The sequence below is a fragment of the Olivibacter sp. 47 genome (assembly GCF_030372825.1).
GTDB lineage: Bacteria > Bacteroidota > Bacteroidia > Sphingobacteriales > Sphingobacteriaceae > Olivibacter > Olivibacter oleidegradans.
This window is the reverse complement of the sequence record NZ_JAUCNR010000001.1, coordinates 3,754,764-3,772,379: the sequence shown is the minus strand read 5'-3', so window position 1 is coordinate 3,772,379 and position 17,616 is coordinate 3,754,764. Positions and strand designations below refer to the sequence as shown.

The following is a 17,616-nucleotide window of genomic DNA, read 5'->3' as shown; positions in this document are numbered from 1 at the left end:
TCTTATTTGTTATTAAAGTAATTAAACTGAATGGCGGACTGGTTATAGGAATTCAACACATCCAGGTAATTCTGGCGTATCCCGATCGCCTGGCTTAAAAACTGGCTTAATTCCGCAAAACTGATCTCCCCGGTCCTGTAACTGAGTGTCGACGCGTTGATGATTTCCTCGGCCTGTTTTAAACCGGATGTCTCATAAAAATTTAACAGGTAGAGGTTCTTCTCAATTTCCGTCATCGCCGCTGATTTTCGGGTCTGCAGCAATTGCGTCTGGTAGGCGAGTGTTTTCTCCTGTACCTCTTTCTCCGCAATAGCGGTCTTTACTTTGTTACGATAGGCCTTTGCCCCAAATAAAGGAAATGAGGCCATAACGGAAAAGCCTGTAAACGGATCATTTGCCCCCCAGAGCCGCTGACTGAAAAACCTTCCCGAAAGCTCGGGCCTATTGGTGTTTTTCTGGACGGCGATATTGGATGAAGCTATGTTTATATTCTGTTGCTGCAGATCCAGTAACGGGTGCGACTGAACACTTTCTGATAATTCCAGGTCAAGTTTTTCCAGGGGTGCCGCTATCGGAAGCAGCCATTCATTACGGTCCAATAGCATCATCAGCTGCTGCTGCTGAACGACCATGTCTTTTTTGTTCTGCTTCAGTAATGCCTGTAGTTCCCGGAGTTTGGCTTCGGCAGCAATTTTGTCCAACCTGGCGACATCACCTGCTTTAACGCGTACTTCGGTCGCCCTGAACAGGCCTGTATATATGCTGTCGAGCCGTTTAAACAGATCTTGCCTGTCCTGTAGGTACCACAACTGGTAATAGGCGGTCCGGACATCTCTTTTGATGGCGGTTTTTAATACCCCAGTATTGGTCTCAGCATACACCAACTGTTCTTTCAGATAATTCCGGCGCGCCGCATATAATCCCGGCCAGGCAATGCTCTGGGATATACCGATCTTTAATATGCCGATCCTGTCGGAGGGACGGAAATCTTCGTTCTCTGCGAATAATCCGGTTTTGGGTATTTCAGTCGCGGTTTTTACGTTCAGTTCCGCGCTGTGGATTTCTGCCCGGTTAACCGATATCTGCCGGTTGCTCTCCAGCGCGGTTGCGATGGCCGTATCAAGGGATACCCGTTGCTGGGCGGAAACAGAAGATATTCCCATAACACCTAACACGATCAAAATGACCGGTAATGTTTTTACTTTGAAGTTACCTTTGAGGTTCACCTTTGAATTGAAAATGATATATAACAAAGGCAATACAAACAGAGTCAGGAATGTTGCCGATATCAATCCGCCGATTACGACCGTGGCAAGGGGTTTTTGCACTTCGGCCCCCGCGCCGGTACTTATGGCCATCGGCAAAAAGCCAAGTGAAGCGACGGTTGCCGTCATCAATACCGGACGGAGCCGGGTCATGGTGCCTTCTTTTACCCTTTGCAATATATCGCTCATGCCTTCTTTCTGCAATTGGTTGAATGTTCCTATCAATACGATACCGTTCAATACCGCTACGCCGAACAGTGCGATGAAACCGATACCGGCGCTGATGCTGAAGGGCATGCCCCGCAGCAGTAATGCAAATACACCACCGATGGCACTCATGGGTATGGCCGTGAATATCAAAGTTGCCTGCTTGAAAGAATGGAAGGTGAAATATAATAACATAAAGATGAGCAACAGTGAAACCGGCACGGCTATCATAAGTCTTGCGCTTGCCTTTTGGAGGTTTTCGAACTGGCCCCCATAGGTGAAGTAGTAACCTGAAGGTAGTTTTATCTTTGCTGCCAACTGGCGTTGTATGTCCTCTACCACGCTCTGTACATCTCTTCCGGCAACATTGAACCCGATGACAATCCTCCTTTTCCCCGCTTCCCGGCTGATCTGGGCGGGACCGAGTTTGTAATCAATGGTGGCAACCTGCGATAACGGTATCTGGATTTCTCTGTTGGTGGGAACCATCAGGTTGCTCACATCCTCGATACTACTTCTGTGGGTACTGTCCAATCGCACTACCAGGTCGAACCGTCTTTCATTCTCATAGACCTGACCGGTACTCTTACCCGCGAAAGCAGTGCTGACCACATCGTTCATATCCTGAACGGTCAAGCCGTAATTGGCAATACGGGTGCGATCGTATTCTACATTAATCTGAGGAAGTCCGCCCACCCGTTCGATCTGCGGAGATGTCGCCCCGGGGATGGTCTGGATAATTTCGCCGACTTCATCGGCATAGGCGGCAAGGGTATCCATGTTTTCCCCGAATATTTTTACCGCCACATCCTGCCGAATTCCTGTCATGAGCTCATTGAAGCGCATCTGGATGGGTTGGTTTTTTTCAAAGAAGATACCGGGCACAACCTCCAGTTTTTCCATCATGGCATCTGCAAGTTCGGTATAACTCCTTTCCGACTTCCATTCGTCCTGAGGTTTGAGAACGATCATCATGTCGGTAGCTTCGGGAGGCATAGGATCCGTCGGAACTTCAGCGGCTCCTGTTTTTCCCACCACCATTTTCACTTCATCAAATTGTTTTATGATGCGCGAGGCCTGCATGGAAGTTTCAATGCTCTGGTTGAGCGAGCTACCCTGTGGAAGGATACAGTGGAAGGCGTAGTCGCCTTCCTGCAACTGGGGAATGAATTCACCCCCCATCCTGCTGAAAAAGAATAACGCTATAGCAAATAACGCGACCGTACACCCCACAATTATATATTTTACCCGGATGGCTTTTTGCAATAAAGGCTGGTAAATACGTTGCAGTTTTTCCATCATCCTGTCACTGAAGGTTTTTTTATGTTCAACGTTTTTGGATAAAAACAGGGCACACATCATGGGAATGTAGGTCAATGACAATATCAACGTTCCAAAGATGGCAAATCCTACCGTTTGCGCCATAGGCCTGAACATTTTTCCTTCAACACCCACCAGGGAAAGAATGGGAATGTAAACGATCAGGATAATGATCTCACCAAAAGCCGCGCTGGTCCGTATTTTAGAGGCAGATATAAAGACTTCTTCATCCATCTCGGACTGCGTTAGCCTGTTGACGGATCTGCGTAGTCCCAGATGGTGCATGGTCGCTTCCACGACAATAACGGCGCCGTCTACAATAAGACCAAAATCAATTGCCCCCAGGCTCATCAGGTTCGCACTGACGCCGAAAACGTTCATCATGCCCAGGGCAAAAAGCATTGCCAGGGGAATAGCCGATGCGACGATAAGGCCCGCGCGAAGATTGCCCAGAAACAACACCAGTACAAAAATTACGATCAGTGCGCCTTCAATAAGGTTTTTTTCCACGGTACTGATCGCCCGCCCCACTAGGTCTGTACGGTCCAGGTAAGGCTCTATCGTGATATCATCCGGCAGGGATTGCTGAATGGTGGGCAGTTTTTCCTTAATACGTTTTACTACTTCATTACTGTTCTCGCCTTTCAGCATCATTACCACTCCTCCAACGGCATCCACTTCGCCATTGTAGGTCAAAGCACCGTAGCGCACGGCATTGCCGAACCTTACCTCCGCCACATCATTGATATAAATCGGCGATGCACCCGTGTTTTTTACAACTATTTTTTTATATCCGCTAAAGAAGTTACCAGGCCGATACCGCGGATAAAATAGGCGTTGGGCTTTTTATCAATATAGGCACCGCCTGTATTCTGGTTGTTTTTTTGCAATGCCGTGAAAATGTCGGGAATACTTACGTCCATGGCCCGCAACCTATCGGGATTAACGGCCACTTCGTATTGCTTCAATTCTCCACCGAAGCTATTTACTTCTGCGATACCCGGTGTACCGTACAGCTGACGGGCGACAATCCAGTCCTGCATGGTCCGCAGATCCTTGGCATCATATTTACTTTCACTGCCTTTTTTCGGGTGAATGATGTATTGGTAGACTTCTCCCAATCCGGTGCTGACCGGGGCCATTTCAGGCGAACCGATACCTTGGGGGATCTGGTCGACAGCCTCGCTGAGCCTTTCGTTGATGAGCTGCCGGGCGAAGTAAATATCGACATCCTCCTCAAAAACCACGGTTATTACCGATAGCCCGAAACGGGAAATACTCCTGATTTCTTCAATTTTCGGAACATTGGCAATACTCTGTTCAATAGGGAAAGTCACAAGCTGTTCCACTTCCTGACCAGCCAATGTGGGGCAAGAGGTGTATATCTGTACCTGATTATTCGTAATGTCAGGTACTGCATCGATGGGAAGTTTTGTTGCACTCCATGCTCCCCATATAATAAGCAACAAAGTCATTAAACCGATAATGATTTTGTTTTTTATGCTGAATTTTATAATACGATCTAACACAATATATTTCGTTCTTTATACGCTTAATTTAAATGTCTGGGTTTTCCTTCCGGGAAGGCAAGTATGGGAATATGTCATGCCGCTAGCTGGTTATACGCAAACTGTTACATGTTACATACTAGCAACGTATGTTGACAACGAGGTACCGGAAACGCTTGGGTGTTTCCTAACGGTTAGACAATATTCAATAAAACTAAGCGTTGATCTTTGGTGGTTGCCAGATACTTCCGCGATAATTGGAAAAGAATATAAGGTTACCCGAGAGGACTTTTTTCCGACTGAAGAACTTTAGAGGGGAGGTTAAATCGGGAAAACCTGAATAAAAAGAATTTATTGAAATGCTGCAACAGGTACACTGACAAAAAGGGGAGCAGTAATCATCACTGTCCTGATTGTGGCTGTGCGTTTGGAATGATGTGGTGCGCCGTTCTTCACATTCATTGGTAATGTCACTGCACGGCACCGTAAAAAGTGTCGAGAAATAAAATAATAATATGGTTGCAATCCATTTCATTCAATGCGCAAATGTATAAAATTTAGGGGAAATTAATTAAAAATTTAGCGTTTTTAGGATTTACCAGTGTAACATTTTCCTTGGTTTGCCATTTTATATATGCTAGCAACAAAAAAATGGGAGTTTATCAGTTTATCTGAACAACCCTCAATAAAGACCTGTTTTTCGGGACTGAAAATTATAACCAATACGGATCATGGGTGTCGATAGAAGGGAAATACTTTTTTTGTTATAGGATATTCCACTTATATAGGAAAATACACGACTCTTTTTATTTTTGTAAATTGATTTTTTTATGTTTGCAGTAAATATCTATAGGAAATGAAGTTTGTCGCATATATACTGATCAGTCTCATTTTGACGGTGAGTGCGGTTTATGTGGACAATGACAATGTTCCCGTCAATAGTGTAACCAGACATGAACACTCAAAATCGAATCTCGGACACGATAAATGCGCCTCGCAGTGTAACATTTCAGTTTGTTTTCATTTTATAAATCTTGAGTCCGAGATTCCTGTCTTTGCATCCATTGAAAGTCCTGAAAAGCCACGGCCCTTCAATGTGCGCTTTGCAAAACTGTTATCTTCTTTAGAAGTCTGGCAACCTCCCAAATCCATCCTTTAAACTTTAATTCAGCTCCGGATATCCGATCGATCGTGTCGTTCAGGTCCGGAATACTATGCTCTGGCCCTTTCGGGGACTTAAGACAACAATGAGGTGTTTTCCTCGATGTCGCTTAAGCTCCGGTAGTGGTCTCCTAATAACATAACGCATTATTGATAAAGTAATTAAATGGAAAAAGATAAAATTTTTGAAGAAAAAAAACTGGGTGGACAGGATTTCAAATTTGGTGAAAAGGTCGTACAGGTTTTTGATGATATGGTAAGTCGTTCCGTTCCGTTATATCCGGAAATTCAACGGATGGTCGCGGAGCTGGCTGCTACCTACAGTATGGAAGGAACCGACATTTACGATATGGGATGCTCTACAGGAACAACTTTTTTGGCACTGGATCCGATTGTGCCGGAATCGGTATCCTTTGTCGGTATCGATAATTCCCAGGAGATGTTGGATAAGTGTGAGCAGCGCTTTCGGGAAAAAAACATAAAGCGTATCTATACGCTGAAGTATGCCGATCTCAACGGAACCGTATCCGTGAGCAATGCATCGATCGTAATTATGTGCCTGACACTGCAGTTTGTACGGCCCATGAACAGGCAGCGTATGCTCGAGTCTATTTTTGAGGGAGTGATCCCGGGAGGATGTGTTTTACTGGTGGAAAAAGTGCTGGCAGAGGACAGTGATTTCAACCGTGATTTTATCGATTTCTATTACCAGATGAAAAGAAGAAACGATTATTCTGATCTGGAGATCGCCAGAAAAAGGGAAGCGCTTGAAAATGTGCTGGTTCCCTATAAAACCAGCGAAAACATCGCGATGCTCCGGCAGGTGGGCTTTTCCCAATGCGAGATTTTTTTCAAATGGTACAATTTCGTGGGCATAATAGCAAAAAAGGGTATATGATAGGGATTGGTTCGTTTTTTTTCAAATATAGAAACGTTGTTTTTATATTTCTCTACCTGACACTGTTCCTGCCTTCTCCTGCGATTGCTGATCCGGTTTCTGAAGGCTGGATCACTGTTGCTGTCGGATTATTGATCAGTCTGTGCGGCCAACTGGTCAGGGGCGCTACAATCGGGATGTCCTATATTGTCAGAGGGGGAAGGGATGGCCGTGTTTACGCTGAGGGCCTGGTCACCGAGGGTGTTTTTTCCCATGCAAGAAACCCTTTATATATCGGTAACATTTTAATGTTGCTGGGTATGGGGATTCTGGCAAATTCACTGCTGTTTGTGCTCGTGGTGATGCCCTTTTTCTGTTTTATTTACCAATCGATCGTACTGGCCGAGGAAGCCTTTTTGCGGAATAAGTTCGGGGAAAATTACGACCTCTACTGTAAGGACACCAATAGGTGGATGCCCCGACTTCAAGGGATCGGGAAGACATTCAGATCAATGCGATTCAATTGGAAGAGGTGGATCGTCAAGGAGTACAATACGCTATTCATCTGGCTTACAGCGATGGTCCTGCTGTTTTTTTTCAGGTACCCGGCATTCGTGCCGTCAGGTGAGCATGAGAAACATATGCTGTTAATAGTTATGGTCGGATGTCTCTTCATCGGTTACGTTTTTGTGCGCTGGAACAAAAAACGGGGACCATGGCGGGACGTAAATTAAGCTTTGCAAATGGAAACACAATTGCTGAGTAAGCTGGAACAATATGTGGTGACATTATTGAGGGGAAATTTGCCGAAAAATATGTTTTACCACAACATCGGTCATACCAGAAACGTCGTTGCCGGATGTGCAGAGCTGGCTGCTGCCATGACGTTGAGCGAAAAGGAGACAAAAATAATATTGGTTGCAGCATGGCTGCACGATACAGGGTATGTCTCCGGCTATCGTGACCACGAAAGGTACAGCGTAATTTTAGCTAGCGGCCTATTGCAACGAATGGCACTGACCGGAGAAGAAATCAAAGACGTGTGCACCTGCATTGAGGCAACACGTATGCCGCAGTCGCCCCAGAGCGAACTGGAGGAGATTCTGTGCGATGCGGATATGAGGCATCTTTCCCTTCCCGGCTATATCGATGACCTCAAACTGTTACGGCTGGAATGGCATGCCATGTTGGGTATGTCTTTCAGTGATAGCGAATGGTATGAGGTAAATCGGAAGTTTCTGAAGGAACATACCTATTTTACGGACCATGCCCGTCAGGTATGGGAAATGGGGAAAAGAAAGAATGTTGGGAAATTGGATCAGCTATTGTCCCTTTAAACGGCTACCCCAACTTTTTGGTTTAATATTTGTTGGAAAGCTGTAAAAAAATATAGCAATGTTTTTTTACCGGTAAAAATTATTTAATTTTGTTGTAGGCTATTGAGTAAAATGAGAATTGTTTCATTGATCTGTATATTGATTGTTTGTATTCAAAGCGCTTTGCCGTGTTCTGATGCCGGTATGGGTATTTCCAAATCCCCGAGTGAGCGTGCCGATATTTACAGTAATCTCAGCGACAATAGCCACCAGAGTGATGGGTGCGCCCCATTCTGCCAGTGTAGCTGTTGTGCTACCCACCTGATTCAATATCCGGCAATGGTCTATAACATATTCATCCCCGAAAAAGTTAACGATTATGTCGTATATACTTCCACCGATGCTTTGCAGATTCCCACTGAGGTCTGGCAACCCCCTCAATTAACTGCCTAAAATCCCTTTTTAGTTAAACAGAAAATATCCCCTTTGGCGGATATTACCGTATTTATTTATTATTTCAATTAGAAGGTAATGGCTGGTAAGAAACCATACCGGAGAAACGAAATAAGACAGCGCCCTTCGGCCAAATACCAAAAGCCGAAGTGGATGAAGGTTATAAGACTGATCAGCCTTATAATAATTTCCCTGCTGACGGCATTTGCGTTGGTAGCGCTTGTCTTACATTTTATCTCGCATCTCAAATAGTTATATGCTTAATAAAATAATAAAATTCTCAATAGAGAATAAACTCATAATTGCACTGATGACCCTGGGACTGATATTCTGGGGAGTGTATTCCTTAAAGAGGTTGCCGATCGATGCCACACCCGATATAACCAACAATCAGGTCCAGGTTATCACACTGAGCCCATCACTGGCTACACCGGAGGTGGAACGGCTGATCTCCTTTCCAGTCGAACAGACGATGTCAACCATTCCGGAAATTGAACAGGTACGTTCGATCTCCCGTTTTGGTCTTTCGGTCGTCACAATCGTATTCCACGATGATGTTGATATTTACTGGGCGCGTCAACAGGTAAACGAAAAATTGGTAGAGGCCGCGAATAATATACCGCCTGAGATCGGTAAGCCCGAGATATCTCCCATTTCCACTGGATTGGGGGAAATCTATCAATATGTTGTCCATGCAAAGCCCGGCTACGAAAAAAAATATGATGCGCGGGAGTTGCGCACCATTCAGGACTGGGTTGTCCGCCGCCAGTTGCTTGGAACACCCGGTGTTGCCGAGGTCAACAGTTTTGGTGGGCTGCTCAAGCAATTCGAAATAGCGCTTGATCCCGATAAACTGAACAGCTATAATTTGAGTATTACCGACGTCTTCGGTGCTCTGGAGCGTAATAACCAGAATACCGGTGGCGCTTATATCGATAAAAAGCCCAACGCCTATTTTATCAGGAGCGAAGGCCTTGTCGGCAGCCTGGACGATATCAGAAAAATAGTTGTCAAAAAGCAGGCAGATCAGGTGCCGGTACTTATCGAGGATATCGCTACAGTCCAGCTGGGAAATGCCGTCCGCTACGGAGCCCTCACCCGTGCAACAAAAAAATCAAAGGGCGAGGCTGTAGGTGGTATCGTGATGATGTTGAAAGGTTCGAACGCAAAGGAAGTTGTTGCAAGCGTTAAAGAACGTATTGATCGCATTAACAAGACGCTGCCTGAAGGCGTAACGATCGAAGCCTTTCTTGATAGGAGCGCTTTGGTTGACCGGGCGATCGGTACCGTTGCCAAGAACCTGATAGAAGGTGCTCTCATTGTTATATTTGTCCTGGTACTTTTCCTGGGCAACCTGCGGGCGGGTATTATCGTTGCTTCGGTTATTCCACTTTCCATGCTTTTCGCCATCTCCATGATGAACTTATTCGGCGTGAGCGGAAACCTGATGAGCCTAGGGGCGATCGATTTCGGATTGATCGTCGATGGCGCCGTCATAATTGTCGAGGCGACCATGCACCATCTGGGATTGTGGAAAGGAAGCAACAGGCTGAACCAATCGGAGATGGATGCTGAAGTCTACGAATCGGCATCGAAGATCCGCTCGGCAGCGGCCTTCGGTGAGATCATTATCCTGATCGTATATTTACCGATCCTTGCTCTGGTGGGTATTGAAGGGAAGATGTTTGGCCCGATGGCACAGACCGTGTCCTTTGCGATACTCGGCGCCTTTCTGTTATCCCTGACCTATGTACCCATGGTATCATCGGTAGTATTGAGTAAGAAAATCGAACATAAACGCACCTTCTCCGACCGTATGATGGATTTTTTCCATCGTTATTATGAGCCCATATTGAAGCTGGCATTACGGAACAAGGCGAAGGTCGTACTTTCAGCAGTCGTGCTATTGGCAGTAAGCATTTTTATTTTTTCAAGAATGGGAGGTGAATTTATCCCGACACTCGAAGAAGGAGACTTTGCCGTGGAAACCCGTTTGTTAACGGGGAGCTCACTGAGCCAGAGTATCGATAAGGTGAACCAGGCCTCTGCCATACTGATCAATAAGTTTCCGGAAGTGGTCGAGGTGGTTGGGAAAATAGGTGCCGCCGAGATCCCGACCGATCCAATGCCGATGGAGGCGACCGATCTGACCGTGATATTGAAGGATAAAGACGAATGGGTTTCTGCTGAAGGACGGGAAGACCTGGCCAACAAGATGGCTGAGGCGCTGGAACCTGTTACAGGTGTTACGTTCGGATTTTCGCAGCCCATTCAGCTCCGGTCCAATGAGCTCATCTCGGGTGTTCGCCAGGATATCGGTATTAAAATTTTCGGTGAAGACCTCGATCAGCTTGCCAGGCTGTCACAGGAAGTTGGGAAATTGGCCGGGTCCGTCGAAGGTGCGGCGGACATTTATGTGGAACAGGCAACGGGTCTGCCCCAGATCGTGGTAAAAATCGATCGGGCCCAGCTGGCCCGCTTCGGAGTTGATGTCCAAGCCGTAAACGAAGCGGTGAACGCCGCCTTTGCCGGTCAGTCTGCCGGTTTGGTCTATGAGGGCGAACGCCGTTTCGATATGGTTGTACGTCTGGATACCGCTTACAGAAAGGATATCGAAAATGTACGTAATATATATGTATCCTCACCCGATGGTGAACGCATACCCTTATCGCAGTTGGCCTCGGTTGATTTTCAGGTAGGACCCAACCAGATACAGCGCGAAGATACCAAACGCCGGATTATCGTTGGGCTGAACGTGCGTGGCAGGGATATTGAAAGTGTGGTTGAAGAAATACAGCAGAAAATCAATCAGCGGATCAAGTTGCCTACGGGATATTACATAACCTACGGTGGCCAATTTGAAAACCTTCAGGCGGCGAGTAAACGGTTGTCCGTGGCCGTTCCCGGAGCCCTACTGCTGATCCTGACCTTGCTGTACTTTACATTCGGTTCTGTAAAACAATCCCTTTTGATCTTTACAGCAATACCGATGGCTGCTATAGGCGGTGTTTTTGCACTTCTGCTACGCGGAATGCCCTTTAGCATTTCCGCTGGTGTTGGTTTCATCGCATTATTTGGTGTTGCTGTTTTAAACGGTATTGTGCTCATTACTGAGTTCAACCGTCTTAAGAATGATGGGATCGAGGACCTGAATGAAATTATTCTCAAGGCTACCTCCGTGCGGTTAAGGCCCGTACTGATGACCGCCACCGTTGCTTCGCTCGGTTTTATGCCCATGGCGCTTTCTACGGCAGCTGGTGCCGAGGTTCAAAAACCACTGGCCACAGTAGTGATCGGTGGTCTGGTTACTTCTACTATCCTCACACTTTTGGTTTTACCTGTACTATATACCTACTTCGAAAGGATACGGTTCGGTAAGCTGAACAAGAACAGCGCAGTCGGTCTGATTTTGTTGCTGCTTTTGGCAATGCCTTACCGGGGACAAAGTCAAACGGCGGAGCCGGTGGACACCAAGGTGCTGACCATGGAGGAGGCCATTCAGTTGGCCCTGCAGAACAATCCTGCCGTCCGCGTTTCTACGTTACAGATCGATCAGCAGAAGGCCTTGCGGGGAGCAACGTTTGATCTGGGAAAGACTTCGGTAGATCTGCAATACGGACAGATGAATACCATCAAAAGGGATAACAATATTTCTGTTTCCCAAGGGATTCCCAATCCCGTTCTCTTTGCCAAACAGCGGAAACTGGTCGAGGAGCAGGTGAAGAGCGGAGAATACAATCTGGGAATTACCGAAAATGATCTCATCTACCAGGTGAGGGCTGCTTATGGGCAATTAAATTATTTCCTCTCGCTCGAAAAGCTTTTTGAGCGCCAGGACTCTATCTATAGCGGCTTCCTTAAAGCATCGTCCATCCGATACCGGACCGGTGAAACGAACCTCTTGGAGCGGACAACCGCAGAAACCCAGCTCAATGAGATCCGCAACAGATTGGAGAAGAACCGTTCGGATATATTGATATACAAGGCGGAGCTCAGGCGTTTGCTGCGTACGGACGACAGCGTTATGATCGCAGACGATAGCCTAAAGAGGCAGGTATGGAATCCTGAGGAAGGTCCGGGTGCATCGAATAACCCCTTGCTCCTCTTTAGAAAACAACAGGTAGCGGTGGCGGACAGGAATGTAGGGGTCGAACGCGCAAAATCGGGCCCCGATTTCAGTATCGGTTATTTCAATCAATCAATTATCGGAAGTCAGAACGTGAACGGCAATGAGGTGTATTTTGATGCCGGTAAGCGTTTTCAGGGTGTTCAGGTCGGCGTTTCCCTGCCACTGTTCTTCCGGCCATTTTCGAGCAGGGTCAGGGCGGCAAAGATCGGCAAACAGGTCGCCCAATCGGAAGCGGAACTGACTGAAGTAAATCTCAGCTCCCAATATCAGCAGGCACGTCAGGATTTTTTCAAAAACCTGCGGAGTATCGAGTATTATGAAGCCAGCGCGCTGCCCAATGTGGAGCTGATTCTCAGGCAATCGCAGATAGCCTTCCAGAATGGGGAGATTGGTTATGTTGAATTCAGTGTTGCATTGCGGACCTATACCGATATCAGGTTTGCCTATCTGCAGGCACTGAACCAGTACAATCAGTCGGTTTATACCTTACAGTATTTAATAGGAAACAATCAATAAAAAAATATGAACAGTAAAATAAAGTTAAAGGGGGCGTTGTTTTTCTTGGCATTGGCGTCTTTGCTCACCTTTTCATGCGGACAGAAAGATACCCAATCCGAGAATGAGGCGGTAGAGGCGGAATCGGAAGAGAATCCAAACATGGTTGAACTTACTTCGGCCCAGTATGAGGCTTCCGGTATCGCTACCGGAGGCCCGGAGATGAAGTCCCTGAGCGGTACACTCAAAGTGAATGGCTTTGTGGATGTTCCCCCGGAAAACCTGTACAGCATTACCACCCAGATGGGAGGTATTGTAAAATCAGTGTCGGTCTTACAGGGAAGTACGGTCGGCAAAGGAAAAGTTATTGCTGTACTGGAGAACCAGGACTATGTACTCATGCAACAGGATTACCTGGAAAGCAGCAGTCAACTGGAACTGGCAGAAACGGAGTATCAGCGGCAGCTCGAACTTTCCAAAGAGAATATCAATGCACAGAAAATCCTGCAACAGGCAAAGGCGCAGCGCCAGACTATGCTCGCACGCACGAACGCCCTCCGGCAAAGGCTCAAACTGATCAATATCGATGCAAATACATTGAACAGTGGTAACATCCGCAGCACCATGAACATTTATGCTCCTGCATCGGGTTACATAACAAAAGTAAACATTAATGTAGGGAAGTTTGTTGCGCCTAATGATGTTATGATGGAACTTGTCAGCAGCAACAGTCTCCATATCGAACTGAAGGTTTTTGAGAAGGATGTATCTAAATTGGCGGTCGGTCAGCAGGTCCGTTTCATTTTAAACAATGAGACAGAAGAGCGGACGGCGAAAATCGTACTTGTCGGCAAAGAAGTTGGCCCGGATAAAACCGTAACGGTACATTGTATTGCAAGTGACAATTTGGGAAATCTGATTCCCAATACGTATCTGAGGGCTTTTATAGAAACAGGCAGCAATAAAGTCACCGCTCTGCCCGAAACGGGAGTGGTGGATTATCTGGGTAAAAAATACATTTTCGTTGAGAAATCAGAGCAGAAAGGTGGCGCTGGGGACGAAAAAGCACCGAAAACTACCCGTATGCATACCTTCGAGATGCTGGAAGTAACCACGGGTCTACAGGAGGCGGGATATGTTGAGGTAAAGCTTCCCGAAGGAATCGATACGGCCGCGATTGTAAAAACAGGGGCCTACGATGTGCTTTCCAAAATGAAGAACAGTGAAGAAGAGGAGTAACCGCTTGGTATTCGGTTTAAGGCATACGCTATCAGTTAGATAGCGTATGTTAATCAGTAAAACTAAAGAAAGAAAATAGGTAAATAATCAACATTGCAGACAAAATGGAAACCGTATCGACAGCTTTTAAACACAAGCGAAAATTGAAAGTGGTATTGGCATTTACATGTTCCTACCTGATTGCAGAGGTTGTGGGGGGAATATGGACTGGGAGTCTGGCCCTTTTGGCTGATGCGGGACACATGCTTACCGATGTGGGAGGACTTGCCTTGGCGCTCTTTGCCATTAATATGGCGTCCAGACCTCCATCTGCGGAAAAAACTTATGGCTATTACCGAGTGGAAATTCTGGCAGCGCTGACCAATGCGCTTGTTCTGATAGGAATTTCCGTCTACGTGCTGTATGAGGCATACCTGCGTTTTTTGGATCCCCCTGAAGTCCAGAGCAAAGGAATGTTGATTGTTGCCGCCATCGGACTTGTGGTAAACATTCTGGGTATGTTGATCCTGCGCGGGGCCTCGAAGGGCAGCTTGAACATGAAGGGAGCCTATTTCGAAGTACTTTCCGATATGTTGACATCCATTGGGGTCATTGTAGCGGGGATAATCATGCTCACCACGGGCTGGTACTATGCCGATCCCCTCATTTCGGCCGGTATAGGTCTGCTCATTCTTCCCAGAACCTGGATTCTTTTGAAGGATTCGGTCTCTGTACTTTTGGAGGCAACACCCAAGGATGTAAATGTGGAAGCGTTAAAATCCGGGATATTGGGATTGGAAAAAGTTAAGGGTGTATATGATCTGCACGTCTGGTCATTGACTTCCGGAATAAACGCCATGAGCGTTCACATCATCGTTTCCGGGGACAGCGAATATGATGAATTGCTGAATACCATAACGGAATATATAAAAAGTAATTTTACGATAACCCATACCACGTTGCAACTCGAATATTCGGACAAACTCGAACCACACGCCGGTTGGTGATCGGTACGGGGTGTAATGTCAGGAGGAATTGTTACTACATCTTACAATACTTAATTAATTATGGAAAAGACAAAACTTAATATCGATATACTTTTTCCGGATATCACAAACGGAGATGACAAGTGCATAGATCGTCTCATTACCCATCTGGAGGGCTACAAAGGAATCGAAAAAGTGCATCTCAGCAAAAAGGCTGATCAGAAAGCGGCGCAATTGTGCTTTCATTACGATCCCGGCCGTATGCATGCCGGAGAGGTTGTGCAGGTAGCAAAAAGGGTCGGTGCAGAACTGAACAATCGCTATGGGCACATGCTCCTGCAGAACGCAAAGGTCCGTGAGCCGCGTCAGGCCAAGAGACTGGAAAACTCACTGCGAAAAATCAAAGGGGTAACCCAAGTTTCTGTAGCGGGCACCGGAATGATCAGCCTGGAATACGACGATACCCTTGTTCATAAAAACATACTATTGAAAAAGCTTGAAAATGAGGATGTCCGGCTTGTGCAGGAATCCGGCCATTCGCTCGAAAAGAAAAAAGAAAAGCTTCAGCATCCGAGCGATGACAATCGGAAAGGGGATGAAAAAAATACTGTAGAGTCCGAAGGGGATAAGCAAATAAAAGTCTCCGGTGACGCAGATACCGGCCATGAACATGGCGGTTGGTTCGGCCATAACAGTGAATTGATATTCAGTCTGATCTGTGGAGCCTTATTGGGGATTGGCTACGGACTGACCTTTATAGAGGGCGTTTCAGAATGGATTCCAAAAGGATTTTTTTGGGGGGGCTTATTTCTTCGGGGCCTATTATGTTATTATTGAGGCCTATGAGGCAATATCCAAGGGTGAGTTTGAGATCGACTTCCTGATGTTGGTCGCAGCACTGGGAGCAGGTATTCTTGGCCAGTGGGAAGAAGGCGCCCTTTTATTGTTTCTGTTCAGTCTGGGGCATGCACTGGAACATTTTGCCATGGAAAAGGCCCGTAAATCCATCGAGGCATTGGCCGATCTGGCGCCGAAAACCGCACTCCGCAAGAACCAAAATGGTACAGAAGAAGTCCCTATCGAGGAGCTGGGGGTCGATGACGTAATCGTTGCACGGCCCAATACCCGCATCGCTGCAGATGGTATAATCATAAATGGAACTAGCAGTGTGGATCAGTCGCCGATCACCGGTGAGAGTATTCCCGTTGACAAATCGGCACTTGAAAATTCTTCCGGGAAGGTAGATTTCCAAACCGTAGATCAAAAATACAAAGCATTTTCAGGCTCCATAAACGGGAATGGAACCCTTGAAATTAAAGTGGTGCGCACGGCAAAGGATTCCACCATATCCCGTGTTATTGAAATGGTCAATGAGGCGCAGACACAGAAATCTCCAACACAACAGTTTACCGACCGCTTTGAAAAATTCTTTGTTCCGGCAGTTCTGCTATTAGTTGTATTGTTGTGCTTTGCCTTTTTGGTCATAGACGAGCCATTCAAGGACAGCTTTTACCGCGCGATGGCGGTTCTGGTGGCAGCAAGTCCGTGTGCACTGGCGATATCTACACCGAGTGCCGTACTCAGCGGTGTTGCAAGGGCCGCCCGCGGAGGGGTTTTGGTTAAAGGAGGCAGACCACTGGAGGACCTGGGCTCGTTGACAGCCCTGGCGTTCGACAAAACGGGGACACTGACAGAAGGCAAGCCTAAACTTACCGAAGTCAAACCGCTGGAAGGAACCAGCGAAGAGGAGCTGCTCGGTATTGCAGTAGCGGTTGAATCCCTGAGTGACCATCCGCTTGCCAAGGCCATTGTTAGGGATGGTAAGGCCCGTCTGAAGGATCGGCAGATCCCCTCCGCGGAAAATCTGGAAGCGATATTGGGAAAAGGTATCAGGGCCAAGCTGGGGCAGAACACAATATATCTGGGAAACCTTCCACTCTTTGAGAAACTCGATGATAGGACGCCGTCCGATGAGTTGGTTTCCGCCGTCAGAGCGTTGGAAAGCAAAGGAAATACCACCATGGTCCTACGTAAAGATGATAGCTATCTCGGCCTGATTGCCGTCATGGATACACCGCGTGCCGAAGCGGCAGATACATTGAAATCACTTCGGGAATTAGGTGTTAAAAGGATGATCATGTTGACCGGCGATAATCAGCAAGTTGCCGATGCCATAGCCGAAAAGGTAAAATTAACGGATGCCTGGGGTGGATTGCTGCCGGAAGATAAAGTGGAGGCAATAAAAAAACTCAGGAACGAGGAAAAGAAAGTTGCCATGGTAGGCGATGGCGTCAACGATGCACCTGCTATGGCCAATAGTACCGTTGGGATTGCAATGGGAGCTGCGGGTTCGGATGTGGCACTGGAGACGGCCGATATTGCGCTTATGGGCGATAAACTCAACCTGTTGCCTTTTGCCATCGGGTTAAGTAGGAAGTCCAAGAGAATCATCAAACAGAATCTTTGGATAAGCCTGGGCGTTGTGGCCGTATTGATCCCGTTGACTATTCTGGGCGTCACATCCATTGGCCCGGCGGTGATGGCCCACGAGGGGTCAACGTTGATTGTGGTCTTTAATGCGCTACGCTTATTAGCTTATAAAGTAAAGTGATATAATCTCGTCCTGTGGCGTAATCTGCAAATGGACCAGTGCTGTTTTTTTATAGTGCTAATTCATAGTC

Annotated in this window: 11 protein-coding genes and 1 pseudogene; 10 read left to right on the top strand and 2 right to left on the bottom strand. The window is 46.8% G+C overall.

What is annotated here, in order from left to right; translation table 11 throughout:
• Nucleotides 1–2 precede the first annotated feature (2 nt).
• Together QT327_RS16520 and QT327_RS28300 are read right to left on the bottom strand one after the other, a co-directional pair.
• Nucleotides 3–4,267, bottom strand: a pseudogene (locus tag QT327_RS16520) (CusA/CzcA family heavy metal efflux RND transporter).
• 247 nt (nt 4,268–4,514) lie between these two features.
• Nucleotides 4,515–4,835, bottom strand: a complete 321-nt coding sequence (locus QT327_RS28300; protein ID WP_354004782.1) for a DUF6660 family protein — start codon at nt 4,833–4,835, stop codon at nt 4,515–4,517.
• A 321-nt stretch (nt 4,836–5,156) separates the two neighbouring features.
• On the opposite strand from QT327_RS28300, the gene QT327_RS16515 reads away from it, so the two are divergent.
• The 10 genes from QT327_RS16515 to QT327_RS16470 all read left to right on the top strand — a co-directional run bounded on the left by QT327_RS16515 (nt 5,157) and on the right by QT327_RS16470 (nt 17,546).
• Nucleotides 5,157–5,459 carry a hypothetical protein gene (locus QT327_RS16515; protein ID WP_130857274.1) on the top strand — a complete coding sequence of 101 codons (303 nt, stop codon included), beginning with the start codon at nt 5,157–5,159 and terminating at the stop codon, nt 5,457–5,459.
• Between the two features lie 168 nt (nt 5,460–5,627).
• Complete coding sequence (gene cmoA, locus QT327_RS16510) at nt 5,628–6,359, top strand: carboxy-S-adenosyl-L-methionine synthase CmoA (protein ID WP_289553423.1); 732 nt, start codon at nt 5,628–5,630, stop codon at nt 6,357–6,359.
• Nucleotides 6,356–7,072 (top strand): methyltransferase family protein, encoded by a 717-nt coding sequence (locus tag QT327_RS16505; protein ID WP_289553421.1) that lies wholly within the window; start codon nt 6,356–6,358, stop codon nt 7,070–7,072. The genes cmoA and QT327_RS16505 overlap by 4 nt, the downstream gene beginning before the upstream one ends.
• A gap of 9 nt (nt 7,073–7,081) precedes the next feature.
• Nucleotides 7,082–7,675, top strand: a complete 594-nt coding sequence (locus tag QT327_RS16500; protein WP_289553420.1) for an HD domain-containing protein — start codon at nt 7,082–7,084, stop codon at nt 7,673–7,675.
• A gap of 111 nt (nt 7,676–7,786) precedes the next feature.
• On the top strand, nt 7,787–8,107 hold the full coding sequence (locus QT327_RS28295) for a DUF6660 family protein (protein WP_354004781.1): 321 nt from the start codon (nt 7,787–7,789) through the stop codon (nt 8,105–8,107).
• 256 nt (nt 8,108–8,363) lie between these two features.
• The gene (locus QT327_RS16490; protein ID WP_289553418.1) at nt 8,364–12,752 is read left to right on the top strand and encodes a CusA/CzcA family heavy metal efflux RND transporter; all 4,389 of its coding nucleotides are present in this window, start codon (nt 8,364–8,366) and stop codon (nt 12,750–12,752) included.
• Between the two features lie 6 nt (nt 12,753–12,758).
• Entirely contained in the window at nt 12,759–13,970 is a 1,212-nt protein-coding gene (locus QT327_RS16485) for an efflux RND transporter periplasmic adaptor subunit (protein WP_289553417.1), read from the top strand.
• A 104-nt stretch (nt 13,971–14,074) separates the two neighbouring features.
• Nucleotides 14,075–14,956, top strand: coding sequence for a cation diffusion facilitator family transporter (locus QT327_RS16480; protein ID WP_289553415.1), 882 nt, complete (start codon nt 14,075–14,077; stop codon nt 14,954–14,956).
• A gap of 60 nt (nt 14,957–15,016) precedes the next feature.
• Nucleotides 15,017–15,772, top strand: coding sequence for a hypothetical protein (locus QT327_RS16475; protein WP_289553414.1), 756 nt, complete (start codon nt 15,017–15,019; stop codon nt 15,770–15,772).
• 46 nt (nt 15,773–15,818) lie between these two features.
• Nucleotides 15,819–17,546, top strand: coding sequence for a heavy metal translocating P-type ATPase (locus QT327_RS16470; protein WP_289553413.1), 1,728 nt, complete (start codon nt 15,819–15,821; stop codon nt 17,544–17,546).
• The last annotated feature ends 70 nt before the right edge of the window (nt 17,547–17,616 follow it).